General features: G+C 73.2%; 14 protein-coding genes. 9 read left to right on the top strand and 5 right to left on the bottom strand.

The window, feature by feature from the left end:
• Nucleotides 1-21 precede the first annotated feature (21 nt).
• A complete protein-coding gene (locus AB0K03_RS22375; protein ID WP_364687746.1) occupies nt 22-1,101 on the bottom strand; it encodes a 3-deoxy-7-phosphoheptulonate synthase in 1,080 nt (359 codons plus the stop codon).
• Nucleotides 1,102-1,377: 276 nt separating this feature from the next.
• On the opposite strand from AB0K03_RS22375, the gene AB0K03_RS22370 reads away from it, so the two are divergent.
• Complete coding sequence (locus AB0K03_RS22370) at nt 1,378-1,782, top strand: hypothetical protein (RefSeq protein WP_364687744.1); 405 nt, start codon at nt 1,378-1,380, stop codon at nt 1,780-1,782.
• Here AB0K03_RS22370 and AB0K03_RS22365 read toward each other — a convergent pair.
• Together AB0K03_RS22365 and AB0K03_RS22360 are read right to left on the bottom strand one after the other, a co-directional pair.
• The gene (locus AB0K03_RS22365; protein ID WP_364687814.1) at nt 1,729-3,204 is read right to left on the bottom strand and encodes a HAMP domain-containing sensor histidine kinase; all 1,476 of its coding nucleotides are present in this window, start codon (nt 3,202-3,204) and stop codon (nt 1,729-1,731) included. The two genes, AB0K03_RS22370 and AB0K03_RS22365, sit on opposite strands and share 54 nt — an antisense overlap.
• An 82-nt stretch (nt 3,205-3,286) precedes the next feature.
• Nucleotides 3,287-4,024 carry a response regulator transcription factor gene (locus tag AB0K03_RS22360; RefSeq protein ID WP_364687742.1) on the bottom strand — a complete coding sequence of 246 codons (738 nt, stop codon included), beginning with the start codon at nt 4,022-4,024 and terminating at the stop codon, nt 3,287-3,289.
• Between the two features lie 179 nt (nt 4,025-4,203).
• On the opposite strand from AB0K03_RS22360, the gene AB0K03_RS22355 reads away from it, so the two are divergent.
• Nucleotides 4,204-5,622: a hypothetical protein gene (locus AB0K03_RS22355; RefSeq protein ID WP_364687740.1), complete on the top strand. Its 1,419-nt coding sequence runs from the start codon at nt 4,204-4,206 to the stop codon at nt 5,620-5,622.
• Here the strand turns inward: AB0K03_RS22355 and AB0K03_RS22350 are convergent.
• Nucleotides 5,609-7,771: a hypothetical protein gene (locus AB0K03_RS22350; protein WP_364687738.1), complete on the bottom strand. Its 2,163-nt coding sequence runs from the start codon at nt 7,769-7,771 to the stop codon at nt 5,609-5,611. The genes AB0K03_RS22355 and AB0K03_RS22350 overlap by 14 nt on opposite strands.
• 137 nt (nt 7,772-7,908) lie before the next feature.
• Here AB0K03_RS22350 and AB0K03_RS22345 point away from each other — a divergent pair, with 137 nt between their 5' ends.
• Together AB0K03_RS22345 and AB0K03_RS22340 are read left to right on the top strand one after the other, a co-directional pair.
• Nucleotides 7,909-8,298 carry a tetratricopeptide repeat protein gene (locus AB0K03_RS22345; RefSeq protein WP_364687736.1) on the top strand — a complete coding sequence of 130 codons (390 nt, stop codon included), beginning with the start codon at nt 7,909-7,911 and terminating at the stop codon, nt 8,296-8,298.
• 9 nt (nt 8,299-8,307) lie between these two features.
• On the top strand, nt 8,308-8,592 hold the full coding sequence (locus AB0K03_RS22340) for a Smr/MutS family protein (RefSeq protein WP_364687734.1): 285 nt from the start codon (nt 8,308-8,310) through the stop codon (nt 8,590-8,592).
• A gap of 9 nt (nt 8,593-8,601) precedes the next feature.
• Here AB0K03_RS22340 and AB0K03_RS22335 read toward each other — a convergent pair whose 3' ends face one another.
• Nucleotides 8,602-10,977, bottom strand: a complete 2,376-nt coding sequence (locus AB0K03_RS22335; protein ID WP_364687812.1) for a M28 family peptidase — start codon at nt 10,975-10,977, stop codon at nt 8,602-8,604.
• Nucleotides 10,978-11,054: 77 nt separating this feature from the next.
• On the opposite strand from AB0K03_RS22335, the gene AB0K03_RS22330 reads away from it, so the two are divergent.
• From AB0K03_RS22330 to AB0K03_RS22310, 5 genes are all read left to right on the top strand, one after another.
• Complete coding sequence (locus AB0K03_RS22330; protein ID WP_364687732.1) at nt 11,055-11,402, top strand: hypothetical protein; 348 nt, start codon at nt 11,055-11,057, stop codon at nt 11,400-11,402.
• Between the two features lie 214 nt (nt 11,403-11,616).
• Nucleotides 11,617-12,777, top strand: coding sequence for a fused response regulator/phosphatase (locus AB0K03_RS22325; RefSeq protein ID WP_364687810.1), 1,161 nt, complete (start codon nt 11,617-11,619; stop codon nt 12,775-12,777).
• Nucleotides 12,774-14,366 carry an ATP-binding protein gene (locus tag AB0K03_RS22320; protein WP_364687730.1) on the top strand — a complete coding sequence of 531 codons (1,593 nt, stop codon included), beginning with the start codon at nt 12,774-12,776 and terminating at the stop codon, nt 14,364-14,366. The genes AB0K03_RS22325 and AB0K03_RS22320 overlap by 4 nt, the downstream gene beginning before the upstream one ends.
• Nucleotides 14,363-14,818, top strand: a complete 456-nt coding sequence (locus tag AB0K03_RS22315) for a response regulator (RefSeq protein ID WP_364687728.1) — start codon at nt 14,363-14,365, stop codon at nt 14,816-14,818. Before AB0K03_RS22320 ends, AB0K03_RS22315 begins: the two co-directional genes overlap by 4 nt.
• Complete coding sequence (locus AB0K03_RS22310) at nt 14,811-15,617, top strand: inositol monophosphatase family protein (protein ID WP_364687726.1); 807 nt, start codon at nt 14,811-14,813, stop codon at nt 15,615-15,617. Before AB0K03_RS22315 ends, AB0K03_RS22310 begins: the two co-directional genes overlap by 8 nt.

Genomic DNA, 15,617 nt, shown 5'->3' with positions numbered 1-15,617 from the left:
GCCTGTCGGGCCCTTATGCCCTTACTGTGCGCCGCCTGTGAGGCCGGAACGGCGCTTGGCGGACGCCGTGGCCAGCCGTTCCAGCACGCCCACGGTCGGCTCCCAGCCCATGCACGCGTCGGTGACGCTCTGGCCGTACGTGAGCTCGCCGCCCAGGTCCTGCCGCCCGGGGACCAGGAAGCTCTCCAGCATCACGCCGCGGACGCCCTGCTGTCCCGCCTCGAGCTGGCCGGCGACGTCGTCGGCCACGATCGGCTGCCGCAGGTGGTCCTTGTTGCTGTTGCCGTGCGAGCAGTCGACGACGACCCGCTCCGGCAGGCCCGCGTCGCGCAGCAGCCCGAGCGCCGCCTGCACGTCCGCCGCGCTGTAGTTGGGGCCCTTGCCGCCGCGCAGCACCAGGTGGCAGTCCGGGTTGCCGGTGGTGTGCATGATCGCCGGGGTGCCGGAGACGTCGATGCCGGGGAAGACGTGCGGCACGGCCGCGGCGTTGATCGCGTCGATGGCGGTCGCGATGCTGCCGTCCGGGCGGTTCTTCATGCCGATCGGCATGGACAGGCCGGAGGCGAGCTGGCGGTGCACCTGCGATTCGACCGTACGGGCCCCGATCGCACCCCACGCCACGGTGTCCGCGATGTACTGCGGCGTGATCGGGTCGAGGAACTCGACGGCGACGGGCAGGTCCCGTTCGAGCACCTGCAGCAGCAGGGACCGGGCCGTCCGCAGCCCCTTGCCCACGTCCCCGGTCCCGTCGAGCGCGGGGTCGTTGATCAGGCCCTTCCAGCCGACCGTCGACCGCGGCTTCTCGAAGTACACCCGCATGACGATCAGCAGGTCGTCGGCGAGCCGTTCGCGTTCGGCGGCGAGGCGGTCGGCGTACTCGGCGGCGGCCGCGGGGTCGTGCACCGAGCAGGGCCCGACGACGACGAGCAAGCGGGGATCTCGGCCGTCCAGCACGGCTTCCACCTGCCGCCGGCCGTCCAGCACGCTCGCGGACAGCTCGTGGGTCAGCGGCAGCTCGTGGTGCAGCAGGGCGGGGCTCATCAACGGGACGACGCGCTCGATGCGGTGGTCGCTGACCCGCTGAACCTCGGGGATGGTCACGGCTGACTTCCTTCTCCGCCGGCATCCCGGGGCCGGCGTCCCCGAGCTCAGGCCGGCTCGTCGCAAACGAAAAGGCAGCGACTCAAGCGTCGCTGCCTCTGCCGGCCCTGCTGGGGTGTCTCAGGTCATGAACTCATGGCCGAGGCACCGGCGGAGCCGGCCTCGTAAACCACGAATACCAACGGGACACGCGGCCATCGTAGCCCATCGCCGTCGTGCGATGTCCGTCAGCCGGGGTATGGGCACATGCAAGTTGCGTGTGCTGACATGAGACGCATGAACAACGCGAGCGCGCCGTACCTCCTGGACGGTCTGGCCGAGCTCTCCCCGGCCGAGCGGCACCAGGCGGTCTCGGTGGTGGTGCTGCGGGTGTGGGAGACGCCGCAGCTCCTGCTCGGTGACATCCCGCCGGCCCAGGCGCTGGCCGCCATCGCGGCGATCGCCGCCGGTCTGCCGGGCGCCCAGGGGCGGCCGTGGCTGGACGGCCGGCTGCGCGCCGCCGCGGTGCCCGGGGTGACCGGCGAACTGGCCGGCCGGGCCCTGTGCGCGCTCGACGTGCTGGTCGGCCGGGACCGCGAGTCCGTCCCGCTGGAACTGCACGTCTCGGACGGCGATGCGGCCGGCGCGCTACTGGACGACCTGCGCGACGTACTCATGGACGGGCTCCGGCGCGGTCTGTAGCTCCGGGCTCGCCGGCAGCCGGACGGTGAATTCCGTACGGCCCGGGACGCTGTCGACGGCCACCGTGCCGCTGTGCGCGGTCACCACCGCGTGCACGATGGACAGGCCGAGGCCCGTGCTGCCCGCCGCCCGCGACCGGGAGCTGTCCCCGCGCGCGAACCGTTCGAAGATCTTCGGCTGCAGGTCCCGCGGGATCCCCGGGCCCGCGTCCGTCACCCGGATCACCGCCGCGCCGTGCTCCTGCGCCACGCCGACGGTCACGGTCGTGCCCTCCGGCGTGTGCGTACGGGCGTTGGCCAGCAGATTCACCAGCACCTGGTGCAGGCGCTGCTCGTCCCCGGTCACCGTGACCGGCTCCTCCGGCAGATCCAGCTGCCAGTCGTGGCGCGGCCCCGCGGCGTGCGCGTCGCTCACCGCGTTGACGACCAGCATCGTCAGGTCCACCGGGTCGTGCGCGAGCGGCCGTCCGGCGTCCAGCCGGGCCAGCAGCAGCAGATCCTCGACCAGCGCGGTCATCCGCTTCGCCTCGGACTCCACCCGGCCCAGCACGTGGCCGATCTCGTCCGGCACCGGCTGCCGGCTGCGGCGGCTCAGCTCGGCGTAGCCGCGGATCGCCGCCAGCGGAGTGCGCAGCTCGTGGCTGGCGTCGGCGACGAACTGGCGTACCTGCATCTCGCTGGCGTGCCGCGCCTCCAGGGCGTTCCCGACGTGGTCGAGCATCCGGTTCAACGCGGCGCCGACGGCGCCGACCTCGGTGCGCGGGTCGGTGTCGGCCTCGGGCACCCGCTGGGCCAGGTCGACCTGGCCGCGGTCGAGCTTCAGCTCGGAGACGCGGGTCGCGGTCGCCGCGACCCGGTTCAGGGGCTTGAGCGTACGGCGGATGATCACCGCTCCCGCCCACCCGGCCGCCACCAGCGCCACCAGCACCGCCCCGCCGGTGACCAGCGCGACGGCCAGCAGCGTCTGGTGGGTCTCCTCGAGCGGGAGCGCCGCGACGACGACGCCGTCCTGGGTGACCGTCGAGACGACGCGGTAGTCACCCAGGTCGCCCAGATCGACGTCGGTGGGGTCGTTGGTCGGCGTCACCGCGCTCAGCCGGCTGACCGTCGCGCCGGGAATGCGCTCGTACCGGTTGTCGTAGTAACCCTCGGCGTCGGCGCGCAGCGTGACGATGCCGCCGTCCACGCCGCCGTCGGCGGTCAGATTGAGGAAGATCGAGCCGGACCGCGCGCCGGGTGGCACCCGGCCGCTGAACTGGCCGCCGCCGAGGTGCGGCTCGCCGCCGGGGAAGCTCGGGCGCTTCTGCGCCCGGCCCGCCGTCTCCTGGAGCTGCTCGTCGAGGCGGTGGTAGAGGGTGTTGCGCAGGTAGATCTCGGCGGTGCCGCCGACGACCAGGCCGAGGACCGTCAGCAGCACCACCATGATCGCGATGAGCCGGGTCCGCAGCGACCAGCCCGCCGGGGAGCGCCAGCGGGCCGGGTGGGTGGTGGCGGCAGCGGGCACGTCAGTCCGCCGGCTTCAGCACGTAGCCCGCGCCGCGCATGGTGTGGATCATCGGGGCCCGGCCGGCGTCGATCTTCTTGCGCAGGTACGAGATGTAGAGCTCGACGACGTTGGCCTGGCCGCCGAAGTCGTAGTTCCACACGCGGTCGAGGATCTGGCTCTTGCTGAGCACCCGGCGGGGGTTGCGCATGAGGTAGCGCAGCAGCTCGAACTCCGTGGCGGTCAGCGTGACCAGGTCTCCGCCGCGGCGCACCTCGTGGCTGTCCTCGTCGAGGGTGAGGTCGCCGACGACGAGCTGGGAGTCCGTCCGCATCGGCGAGTGCCCCATCCGGCGCATCAGCCCGCGCAGCCGGGCCACGACCTCCTCCAGGCTGAACGGCTTGGTCACGTAGTCGTCGCCACCCGCCGTCAGGCCGGTGACGCGGTCCTCGACCGAGTCCTTGGCGGTGAGGAACAGGACCGGGACCTCGGGCGTCTCGCCGCGCAGCCGGCGCAGCACCTCGAGGCCGTCGATGTCGGGGAGCATCATGTCGAGCACGACGGCGTCCGGGCGGAAGTCGCGGGCGGTGCGTACGGCGGTGAGCCCGTCGCCCGCGCTGCGCACGTCCCAGCCCTCGTAGCGCAGCGCCATGGAGAGCAGCTCCGCCAGAGTGGGCTCGTCGTCGACCACGAGGACCCGGACCGGGCCGCCGTCCGGCCGCCGGAGCTCGGTGCCGGGTTCTGCGTTCGCCATCGTCATGTCCCCACTGTCGCGGGCGACGCTTTGCGGCGCCTTTCCGCTTCCTGTGTAGCACCTGTGGACGGTTCCGGGGCCCGGGCGCGACGGCGAGCCGCCGGAGGCGTGTCGGAATCGGACTAAAGCCTTGATACTCCGCATAATTGCCCGCGTTGTATCGGGCGGCGAGCGGAGACACACGGGTGCGACACCGGATCGGAACGGCGCTCGCCGCGCTCGCCATGGTCGCCCTCACGGCGGCGCCGGCCGCCGCGGACGCGCCGTACCCGGCCGGGGTGAGCGCCGAGGATCTGCGGGCCGCCGGCGTGAGCGAGGGTGTCGTCGCCGCCGGTGGGTCGCACGCTTGCATGATCACCAGCCTCGGTGACGTCCACTGCTGGGGCGACGACTCGTCGGGGCAGCTCGGCGACGGGACCCGTCCGCACGAGAACGGGCAGGCGGTGTTCGCCTTCCGGGCCGCGGTGCAGATCGACGCGGGGCAGGCGCACACCTGCGCGGTCGGCGCTGACGGGAACGCGTACTGCTGGGGGGACGACTCCGCCGGGCAGCTGGGCGACGGCGCGGGCCGGGACCGGGACGAGCCGGCCGAGGTCGGCGGGCTGGACGGCCACCTTCTCGTCCAGGTCGCCACGGGAGCGCGGCACACCTGCGCGGTCGACGACGAGGGAACCGCGTGGTGCTGGGGCGACGGGTCGGCGACGCCCGTACGGGTGGCCGGCATCGACGCCCCGATCGTCGACATCGCCGCGGGCGGGGACACCACGTGCGCCGCGACCGCCGGTGGAGAGGCGTACTGCTGGGCCTCGGGTGAGAGGCCGGCGCGCGTCCCCCGGGTCCGGGGGGCGCGTCAGGTCACGGTCGGCGGCAGACACGAGTGCTTTCTCGACACCGACGGGCTTGCGTCCTGCCAGGGCGGACGGCTCGACACCGGAGGGGCGGCGCTCGACCGCGTCAGCGCCGGGAGGGACCGGGTCTGTGGCATCGACCGCGAGGGGCGCACGTCCTGCTGGGCAGCGGACGGGCGACGCAGCGAGGTCGGCGGCCGGATGCGGGACCTGGACGTGGGCGCCGGCCAGGCGTGCGGCGTCGACCTCGAGGGTTACGTGTCGTGCTGGGGCGCGGACGGCGTACCCGCGCGCGTCGGCGGTCTGCCGCGGCCGCCCGGCGCGGCCACCGGCGTGCAGGTGCGCGCGCTCGACGGCGGCCTGCGGATCTCCTGGCGCCCCCCGGCCGACCTGGGCTCCGGGCCGTTCGAGTTCTTCTGGGCGGCGACCGCGGACTACGCCTCCGGCTGCGTGCTGACGCAGGCCACGGCGTCCGGGTGCGAGGTGCTCGGGCTGCACAACGGCCGGTCGTACGACGTGGCGGTGGTGGTACGGACCCGGGACGGCCTGACGATCAGCGACTACGTCACCGCTGCGCCGTCCGATGTCGCCCCGGAGCCGTCCGGGTCGGCGTACCCGTCGGCGCCGCCGCGCGAGCTGCAGCCGGGCGAGGGCGGCGGCCTGCCGGTCACCGGGCTGAGCCCGGTCGCGCTGCTCTCCATCGGCACGATGCTGCTCGGCGGCGGGCTGGTGGCCCTGCTGGTCAGGAAGCCGTGACCTCGAACGCGGCGTCGCGGAACTGCGCGGCGCCGGCCTTGAGCCGCTCGGTGTAGTAGACCCGGTTCCAGTTCGTCCACGTCACGTGCCCGACGGCCTGGTCGGTGCCGGACGCCGACACGCTCACCCCGATGCCCGGGCTGACCCGGGTCGTCAGCGCCTTCTTCGGCACGCCGACGAGGTGCTTGGACGGGTCGGCGTACGCGAGCATCGCCCAGGGCACGCGGACCACGAGGTCGTCGCCGTCGCGGTACCAGAGGTTGCGGTTGTCGTCGGCCGGGGTGCCGTACCGCAGCTCCCCGGCGTTCTGCAGCTCGGCCGGCAACCGCTCGCCGGTCGTCGGGACCCGCAGGTCCCGGTTCACGATCAGCTCGAAGCGCCGCCAGCCGTCCGGCGCCGGCCCGCGCCGGGCGAGCGGCACGTCGTAGTCCAGCGGCATCGGGTCGAGCGCGCTCCGCAGGTACGCCTGCCCCATGCGGGCCACCGGGTCCAGCACGAACGCGGCGTCGGCCTCGCGGCTCCCGGTGCCGGGCGCGGGTGGGCCGGTCAGCCCGGGGAGGACGTCGAAGCCGAGCGTGAGCGCGTTCGGCGCCGGCGTCCCGAGCCCGATCCGCAGCTGGACGAACGACTCGTCCACCCGCGCGGTGACCCGCCGGGCCGGCCACGCCGACTCGTCGTCGAGCAGGTACTCGGCCGGGGCGTCGGGCGAGCCGGCCGCGTCCATCGCGATCAGGCCGAAGTGCTGCTCGTTGGTCAACGGGTCGTGCCACAGCTGGCGGCGCTCCGCGACCTGGTGCTGGACGGTGTTCCAGGTGAACTTGAACCACTCGTCGGCCCAGCCGAACAGGAAGCCGCCGGACAGCCCTTGATCCTTGATCAACCGCAGCAGCTCCGCGTCGATCCGCATCGCCTCGCGTTCGCTGTGGTCACCCTGGGAGCGTCCGAGCGGGCCGTTGTGCGCGGACCCGATCGACGACGGGACGCCGAACTCGGTGATCAGCGTGGGCATGTCGCGGTGGTGGCGGCGCAGGGCCGCGAGGTAGCCCGCGTACGGGTCCACCCGGCCGTCGTAGCGATAGCGCTGCAGCGCCGGCTCGTGCCGCTGGAAATCCGGATAGTACGGGTACGCGTGATAGCTGGCGAACGTCCCGGCCGGCCACTGCGCCGTGGGCAGCACGTGGTTGGCGTCGAGCTGGAGCAGGTCCTCGGTGCCGAGGGGCTCCTCGGGGTGCCGCAACGGGTCGGTCGTCGGCCAGTTCACGAACGCGATCGGCTGGCTCAGCCCTTGCGCCGCCTCGTACGCCGCCAGCTCGTTCATGCGTGCCGCCAGCCACCGTTCGCTGGGCGTGGCCCGGGCGGTGCTGCGGAAGTACCGGCCGCGGATCGCGGGCGCGTCCCGGTTGTGCAGGTCGGAGAGGTGGCCGCCGGACGGGTCGAGTTCCAGCCCGACGATCCACCCGGCCAGCCACGGCGTCACGTCGGTGTCCCAGGCGCCCGCGGCCCGGCCCGGGCGGGGCTCGCGGCTGAGCCGGCCCCGTACGGCCGCGCTCGCGTCCCGGATCTCGTCGCGGAACGCCGTCGTGACGCCCCTGTCGTAGAGGTCGCCCTTCTCGGCGTAGGACTCGTCCGGTGGGTAGACGCCCTGCATGAGGTAGAGCGGGTGGCCCGGGTTGGCGCGGTTGTAGCGGGCGAGCTCCCGGTAGAAGGCGGGCGGGTGGATGGTGTAGATCCGCAGCACCCGGATGCCCAGCCAGCCCATCGCGGCGAACCAGGTGCGGTACTGCCCGGCCGTGACGGACAGCTCGCCCGGCTGGTGGCCCGGAGTGGTGCTGCCGAGGTTGACCCCCGGCAGGAACGTCATGTCGCCCGCCGCGGTGTGCAGCGCGAACGTCTGGCCCCGGGCGGTCGCGACGCTCGACAGCCCACGGTCGGCGCGGGGCGCCGGCGCCCAGGACGGACCGGCCGGCGGGGCGCCGAGCGCCTGCATGCCGGGGATCGCGAACGCCGCTGAGGTGAGCGGCGGCCGTGGCGTCGCGCCCGCCAGGAACAGGCACATGGTCAGCGTGACGAGCCCGATGACGGCCGCTTTGGCGCGTGCCGGCCGCGGGCGTACGGGCGCCTGGACGAGATGGGCCGGGAAGTCCCCCACTCCGGCATTGTGCTGCGCCGAGGCTCACCGAATGGGAGGAATTGTCGGGAAAGTGGAGCCGCGGAACACTCGCCGTTCGACTCGAGTTGTGCCAGCGTTGATTTCAGTGGGCGGCGCGAGCGTGGGGGAGCGGGTTCATGGATCTTCTGGAGGAGTACCGCAGGGCCACCTTCGTCTTCGAGTCCGGCGACCCCCGCGGGGCGGCCCGGATGCTCGAGCCGATCGTGGAGGCCGAACCGCACAACACCGCCGTCCGCCAGCTGCTCGCCCGGGCGTACTTCAACTCGGCCCAGCTCGCCGGCGCGGAGGCCCAGCTCAGGACGCTGATCGAGCGTGACCCATCGGACCACTATGCGCACCACGTGCTCGGCCGGACCCTGGAGCGGGCCGGCCGTTTCAGTGAGGCGCTGCCCCACCTGCGGCTGGCGGCGGCGATGAAGCGGCACGAGGACTACGAGGACGCGCTGCGCCGGGTCGAGGCGTGGGTCGGCAAGAACGGCGGCCGGACCGCGTTCGGCGCTGAGTAGGCTGCCTTCGTGAAGCTCAAGCTGGATCTCCACGACATCTTCAACAAGGGCACCGAGATCGACAAGGCGCTGCGCGGCATCATCGACGAGGCGATCCAGAAGAAGGCCACGCTGGTCGAGATCATCCCGGGCAAGGGCAGCGGCGCGCTCAAGAAGAAGGTGCTGCGCTTCCTCGACCAGAAGGAGATCAAGCAGCTCTACCATCGCGTCGAGAAGGACGGCGACAACTGGGGGCGGCTGTTCGTGCACTTCCGCTTCGACGCGCCCACCGGCCGCCGCGGCCGGGGCCGGTAGCGACGCCGCTCAGAACGTGTAGGTCTGCGCGACCGCCAGCATCTCGGAGCTGTGTGAGCCGACGACGCCGACGTCCGCCGGACGCTCCCGGAAACCGGGCAGCGCCGAGAGGCCGTCGCTCGCGTCCATCGCGCGTACCCGCAGCGGGGTGCCGGCGCGCACGGTCAGTACGACGTCCACGCCGGCCGGAGGCGGGCCGTGGAAGACGAACCCGAAGCCCCACGCCCCGCCCGCCGTACGGTCCACCGGCACCTGCCGGCCGCCGACCGTCGCGGACGTGACCTGGGCGTCGGCGGCCACGTGCAGGGTCACCAGCCGCGCCGGGCGCTGCGGGGTCAGGCGTAAGGCGATAGTGCGGACGCCGGCCCCGGTCGTGTCCGAGGTCTTGGTCACCACGGGCGCCGGCAGGCCGGCCGGCTGGGCGGGGCCGGAGAGCAGCTCCTCCGGGCCGAACGCCGGCAGGGAGTCGGTCACCGTGGCGGGCTTGTCGCCGACGTACTGCGCCGTCCAGTCGGTCGGCGTGGCGGACGCGCTCAGCCAGCGGGCCTGGCCGGTGTCGGCGTCGAGCGCGTACATCAGGTGGGTGGGTGCCGGGTGGGCAGTGTCGAGCCGGTCCACCGACAGGCCCACCGCCGCGGCCACGATCATCGCGACGATCGCCACCAGCGTGGGCAGGGCGCCGCGCCGCCGGGCCCGGAGCGCGCCCGTCCCGCGCTGGCCGCCGGCCTCGGGGTGCAGCAGGTCCACGATCGGCAGCAGCGCGAGGGCGAGCAGCGCGACGATGAAGGCCCCCGAGCCGGCCAGGTTCATGCCCAGCGCCGGGAAGAACATGACGAGCGTCGGCAGCAGGATGACGACCCCGGCGCAGGCGCCCAGCGACAGCACCAGAGCGGCCGGGAAGCCGCGGCGCAGCACGACGGCCAGGATGCCCGCGAGCGCACCGGCGAGGGCCGGCAATGCGGTGAGATAGGAGCCGCCCGGGGCCAGCGCGGCGAGGACGACGCCGAGCAGCGCCAGCCACAGCAGGCCCGCGACGGCCAGCGCGGCGGGTCCGATGCGGCGGCGCAGGAGGGCGTACCAGGCGAACACCACGGCCGCGGTCAGCGCCACCACGGCCAGCCGATAGCCCCACGGGCGGTACGGGTCGATCGGCATTTCGGCGTACCCCGGACGGATGATCTTCATCAGCGCCCAGAGCAGCTGGGCGAGCACCGGGGCGGCCAGGACCGGCACGAGGGTGAGCCCGAACGCGGCGATCTGCCGCGGCGCGGTGGCGAGCCCGCGCCGGCGGGCCAGGACGGCGAGCGCGAGCACCGCCGCCAGCGCCAGGAGGGCCAGCGGCCACGTCCACGAGCCGGGGTAGTGCAGCAGCCCGCCCGGCACCGGGAAGTATGTGGCGTCGCCGCCGGACCGCAGCGCGGGCAGGTCCCGATCGCCCAGCTCCCGCGTCAGGGACAGGACGTTGTCGCCGAGATGCTGCAGGCTGTCCCGGTTCATCACCGCCGGCGTGTCCAGCGGCGTGTGATAGACCGCCGCCCCGTCGATGTACGCCGAGTTCAGCCCGGTGAAGCCCTTCTCCCGGAAAGCCGTGAAGTCGGTGTCGTTGGGCAGCAGCCGGTAGACCTCGACCGCGAACGACGTACCCACCGGGTGCGCCGCGTGGCCGAAGACGTCCACCAGCCCCGCGTTGCGGGCGGCCGTCTCGAACATGATCGCCGGGCCGCTGCTGCCCCGCGCCTCGAGGTTGAGCACCACGCCGCCGTCGCGCGCCAGCGGGTGCTGGTCCACGAACGCCTTCGCGCCGCACAGGCACGCCTCCTCGGCGTCGGTCAGCACGAGGACCACGTCGTTGCGCAGGCGCGGACCGCTGGTCAGGGCCCGGGCCGTCTCCAGGATCGCCGACGTGCCCGCCGCGTCGTCGTTGCCGCCGGGACCGGTCTGCACCGAGTCGTAGTGCGCCACGAGGAAGATGCGGCCGGTGGAGGCGGTGCCCGGCCACAGCGCGACCACGTTGCGGACCCGGGCCAGACCGATGCCGCCGGCGCTCGACGACAGGTCACTGCCCTGCACCGAGACGGTGTCCTGCACCTCGGGGGTCAGGCCGAGGCCCCGCAGGGCGCTCAGCACGTGCTCGCGGGGCGCGTCGTTGGCCGCGCTGCCGGTCACGTGCTGCGTGGCCGCGATCGCCTTGACGTGCTCGTACGCACGCCCCGCGCTGAACTGAGCGGCGGGGGCGTCGGCGGGACGGGCGTCCGGCGGCTGCACCGCCGGCACCGACAACGCCCCGGCCCCGGCGAGGATGAGGATCGCGACGAGGGCCGCCCAGCCGCGCCGGGCGGGCCGGGTCAGCGCCCGGTCCGCGGCCTCGGTGCCCGGAACCCCCACAGAATCCCCCACGCGCCTCGCGGACCTCGTGACCCTAGCCGGGCGATCTTACGGCCCGGTGGCATAACTTTGTCGGCGTGACAGCCCCGATCGACCCCGCCGCCGTCCTCGCCGACTTCGTCGGGCGGGTGGCTCCGTACGACCCGGCGCCCGAGGCGGGAGCGGTGGCCGTGCTCGGGCTTCGTACGGCCCTCGGCGACGTGACGTTCCAGCTCGGCGATCACGTCGTGCGGGCGCTGTGCCGGGCGCTGGAGGCGTACCGCGATCCCGACGACCGGGGCCTGTGCATCGGGTGCGGCAGTCGCAGCCTCGACGAGAACCTGCACTGCCGGGACTGCGGGCGGCTGCACGGCATCCTCGGCGAGGTCATCGCACGCCACGCGCGGCGGGTGGCCGAGGACCCCTCGTACGGCCCGCCCGCGTGAACACGGTCACCCACGCGTCCGCCGGGACGATGCTCGGGGGTGGGCGGTGTTGTGCCTCCCGGACCCGTGGTGGACGATCAGCGGGTCATGCCCGCCGAAGGAGTCGAGCCATCAACCGTGCCAGCCGAGCCGAAGCCGCGGTTCCGCGTGCCGCTCACGGCCCGACGCCGGGCGGGGTGACACCGTGACCGAACTCGCCCCGCCGCCCCCGCGGATGAAGGCGCCCGAGCGTCTGCGCGTGCTGCTCGTCGAGGACGACGAGGGCGACGCCTTCCTCGTCCAGGAGCTGCTCGCCGAGGCCGGCGCCTCGTTCGACGTGCAGGTCGCGACCAGCCTGCGGGAGGCGCGGCCGATGCTGCGCGGCATCCAGTGCGTGCTGCTCGACCTCGGCCTGCCCGACGCGGAGGGCATCGACGGGCTGCGCAAGCTGCTCGCCGTCGCCGGCAGCGCCGCGGTGTGCGTGCTGACCGGCCGCTCCGACGAGCACCTCGGCGTCCAGGCGGTCGCCGAGGGCGCGCAGGACTACCTGGTCAAGGGTCAGGTCGACGGCGTCCTGCTGGTTCGCGCGCTGCGCTACGCCGTCGAGCGCAAGCGGGCCGACGAGAACGCGCAGCGGCTGCGCGAGGTCGAGCTGCGCCAGGCGGAATCCGCCCGCCTCGAACGCGGCCTGCTGCCCCAGCCGCTCATGCAGACCACCGAGGTGGCGGTCCACACGTTCTACCGCTCCGGGCGCGCGATGGGCCTGCTCGGCGGCGACTTCTTCGACGTCGTGCAGGCAGGCTCGGAGAAGCTGCACGTGATCGTCGGGGACGTCTGCGGCCACGGCGTCGACGAGGCGGCTCTGGGCGTCGAGCTCCGGGTGGCGTGGCGGGCGCTGGTGCTCGCGGGGGTGCCCGAGGAGCAGGTGCTGGCGTCACTCGAACAGGTGCTGATGACCGAGCGGCGGGCGCGGGAGGTCTTCGCCACGGTGGCGATGGTCTCCATCGATCTGGTCGGCAACCGCGCCACCGTACGCCTGGCCGGCCACCCGCCGCCCGTCCTGCTCTCCGGCGGCAAGGCCGGGCCGGTGACCGCGCGGACCGGCATCGTGCTCGGCGTGCGCCCCACTCCCACCCCCGCGACCGACGTGGAGTTCACCGGCGATGACTGGTCCCTGTTGATGTACACCGACGGTCTGATCGAGGGCCACACCGGCGTCGGCAACGAGCGTCTCGACGTCGAAGGGCTCTGCGGCCTGCTCGCCGAACCGGTCGCCCGCGACGTGCCGCTGGCCGCGCTGCCGGCGTGGCTGGTCGGGCGCGCCGAGCAGGCCAACGGCGGCCCGCTCGCCGACGACGTGGCGATGCTGCTGATCTCCCGCGGCGGCGGTCGATGAGCCTGCTGAACGTGGACAGCTGGACCCTGCGCCGCCGGGTGCTGGCGCTGTGCGTGACCGTGGGCCTGGTGCTCGCCGCCCTCGGCGTCATCGCGGCGTTCACGGCCGCCAACAGCAACAGCCGGCTCGACGACGTGGTCAACCGCGCCAGCCCCATGCGGGCGGCCGGGGAACGGTTGAACACGGCCCTGGTCGACCAGGAGACCGGCATCCGCGGGTTCGCGATCGCCGGCCGCGAGGACAACCTCCGGCCGTACACCGAGGGGCTCGCGTCCGAACGGGCCGAGATCGATCTGATCACCGGTCTGCTGCGCAAGGGCCCGCTGGAGGACCGGATCCGCGCGGACGTCGCCGAGGTGCGACTGCGCTCGGACGCCTGGCACACCGCCGTGGCCGATCCGATCCTCGACGCCGTGCGCACCCGGGGGCCCGAGGCCGGGCAGGCGCTGATCGAGGCCGGCACCACCGCCCAGTTCGACGCCCTGCGCGCGGCGGTCACCAAGATGCAGAACGACATCGGCGAGCTGCGGAACCGGTCGGCGGCCGACGCCAAGCAGGCCAGCAAGCGCATGGTCGCCATCCAGATCGCCGCGGCGGCGATCATCGTCATCGCCGGTGTGGCGTTGCTGCTGCTGCTCGACCGGCTGATCAGCCGTCCGGTCACCGACCTCGCGCGGCAGGTCCGCGAGGTCGCCGACGGCGACTACGACCGGCACATCGAGAGCACCGGCTCGCCCGAGCTGCGCGAGCTCGCCGGCGACGTCGACGGCATGCGGCGGCAGATCGCCGCGGAGCTCTCCGAGGTACGCGAGGCCCGCCGGCAGATCGAATGGGTCAACGACCAGCTCAAGCAGCAGGCGGACGAGCTGACCCGGTCCAACCGCGACCTCGAGCAGTTCGCGTACGTGGCCTCGCACGATCTGCAGGAGCCGCTGCGCAAGGTCGCCAGCTTCTGCCAGCTTCTCCAGCGCCGCTACGAGGGCAAGCTCGACGAGCGGGCCGACCAGTACATCGGGTTCGCGGTCGACGGCGCGCAGCGCATGCAGCGGCTGATCAACGACCTGCTCGCGTTCTCCCGGATCGGCCGGCTCACCTCGGGCTTCACCGACATCGACCTCAACCGGGTGATGACCGAGGTGAAGTCGCAGCTCGAGCCACGCGCCGGCGAGGACGCCGAGATCACCTGGTCCGACCTGCCCACGGTGGAGGGCGAGGAGCCGCTGCTCACCACGCTGTTCGTCAACCTCATCGGCAACTCGCTGAAGTTCCGCCGCCCGGGTGTGCCGCCGGTCATCCGGGTCACCGGCGGGCAGGACGGCGAGGAGTGGAAGATCAACGTCCGGGACAACGGCATCGGCATCGAGGCCGAGTTCGCCGACAAGGTCTTCGTCATCTTCCAGCGGCTGCACGCGCGGGACGCGTACGAGGGCACCGGCATCGGGCTGGCCATCGTGAAGAAGATCGTCGAATACCATGGCGGGCGGATCTGGCTCGACCTCGACGTCGAGGAAGGCACGTCGATCTGGTTCACGCTGCCGCTGCTCGCGGGCGTACCCGTTCAGGAGAAAGTGAAAGAGGTCGCCACATGACCGGAGCGATTCGCCAGGACGGGACCCCGATCGAGGTGCTGCTCGTCGAGGACGACCCGGGCGACGTGCTCATGACGCAGGAGGCGTTCGAGGAGCACAAGGTCCGCAACCGGCTCACGGTCGTCTCCGACGGCGCCGAGGCGCTGTCCTACCTGCGGCGCGAGGGCCAGTACGCGGACGCCGTACGCCCCGACCTCATCCTGCTCGACCTCAACCTGCCGCGCCGCGACGGCCGGGAGGTGCTCGCCGAGATCAAGAAGGACGAGGACCTGGGCCGCATCCCCGTCGTCGTGCTCACCACCTCGCAGGCCGACGAGGACATCCTGCGCAGCTATCAGCTGCACGCCAACGCGTACGTGACCAAGCCGGTGGACTTCGAGCGCTTCATCGCGGTGATCCGGCAGATCGACGAGTTCTTCGTCAGCGTCGTGAAGCTGCCACCGCGTGCGTGACGACGTGCTGGACCGGGTCACCGACCTGGTCCGTGAGGTGGCCGCGACCGTCGTGCTGCCGCGCTGGCGGCGGCTCGCCGACGACGAGGTGCAGGAGAAGTCGCCCGGTGACCTCGTCACCGTCGCCGACCAGGAGTCCGAGCGGGCGCTGACGGCCGGCCTGACCGCGCTGCTGCCCGGCTCGGCCGTGGTCGGCGAGGAGGCGGTGGCCGCGGACCCGGCGGTGCTGGAGCGGGTCGGCGACGCCGGCGCGGTGTGGATCGTCGACCCGGTCGACGGGACGAACAACTTCGCCGGGGGAAAGGCGCCCTTCGCCGTGATGGTGGCGCTGCTGCGCGACGGCGAACCGGCCGCCGCGTGGATCCTCGACGTGGTCGCGGACCGGATGACGGTGGCGGAGGCCGGCAGCGGGGCGTTCCGGGACGGCGTACGCCTGAAGACCCGCACCGACGACCCGGGCGCCGCGAGCCTGACCGGCATGATCTCGCGGAACTACTTCCCCGACGACCTGCGCGCGGGCATCGACGAGAACGCGGGCAAGCTCGGCAAGGTGACCGGCGGGCACCACTGCGCCGGCTACGAGTACCCGTCCGTGGCCACCGACGAGCAGCAGTTCGCGGTCTTCTGGCGCATCCTGCCGTGGGACCACACCCCGGGAACGCTCATCCTCACCGAGGCCGGCGGCACGGCCCTGCACCTCGACGGCGCGATCTACCGGCCGACCGACAGCGAGCGCGGCCTGCTGATCGCGGCGAACGACGACATCTGGCACACGGTCCGCGGCACGCTGCTGCCGTAG

The organism is Actinoplanes sp. NPDC049316, from assembly GCF_040677315.1.
Taxonomy (GTDB): Bacteria; Actinomycetota; Actinomycetes; order Mycobacteriales; family Micromonosporaceae; genus Actinoplanes.
The sequence above is the reverse complement of the archived record's forward strand: the minus strand, read 5'-3'. Positions and strand labels throughout refer to the sequence as shown.

Excerpts from the sequence above, each read along its gene's own strand:
- AB0K03_RS22320 (WP_364687730.1), top strand. The coding sequence starts at position 12,774 with ATGAGCCTGCTGAACGTGGACAGCTGGACCCTGCGCCGCCGGGTGCTG.
- AB0K03_RS22360 (WP_364687742.1), bottom strand. The coding sequence starts at position 4,024 with ATGACGATGGCGAACGCAGAACCCGGCACCGAGCTCCGGCGGCCGGAC.
- AB0K03_RS22325 (WP_364687810.1), top strand. The coding sequence starts at position 11,617 with ATGAAGGCGCCCGAGCGTCTGCGCGTGCTGCTCGTCGAGGACGACGAG.
- AB0K03_RS22345 (WP_364687736.1), top strand. The coding sequence starts at position 7,909 with ATGGATCTTCTGGAGGAGTACCGCAGGGCCACCTTCGTCTTCGAGTCC.
- AB0K03_RS22315 (WP_364687728.1), top strand. The coding sequence starts at position 14,363 with ATGACCGGAGCGATTCGCCAGGACGGGACCCCGATCGAGGTGCTGCTC.
- AB0K03_RS22370 (WP_364687744.1), top strand. The coding sequence starts at position 1,378 with ATGAACAACGCGAGCGCGCCGTACCTCCTGGACGGTCTGGCCGAGCTC.
- AB0K03_RS22365 (WP_364687814.1), bottom strand. The coding sequence starts at position 3,204 with ATGGTGGTGCTGCTGACGGTCCTCGGCCTGGTCGTCGGCGGCACCGCC.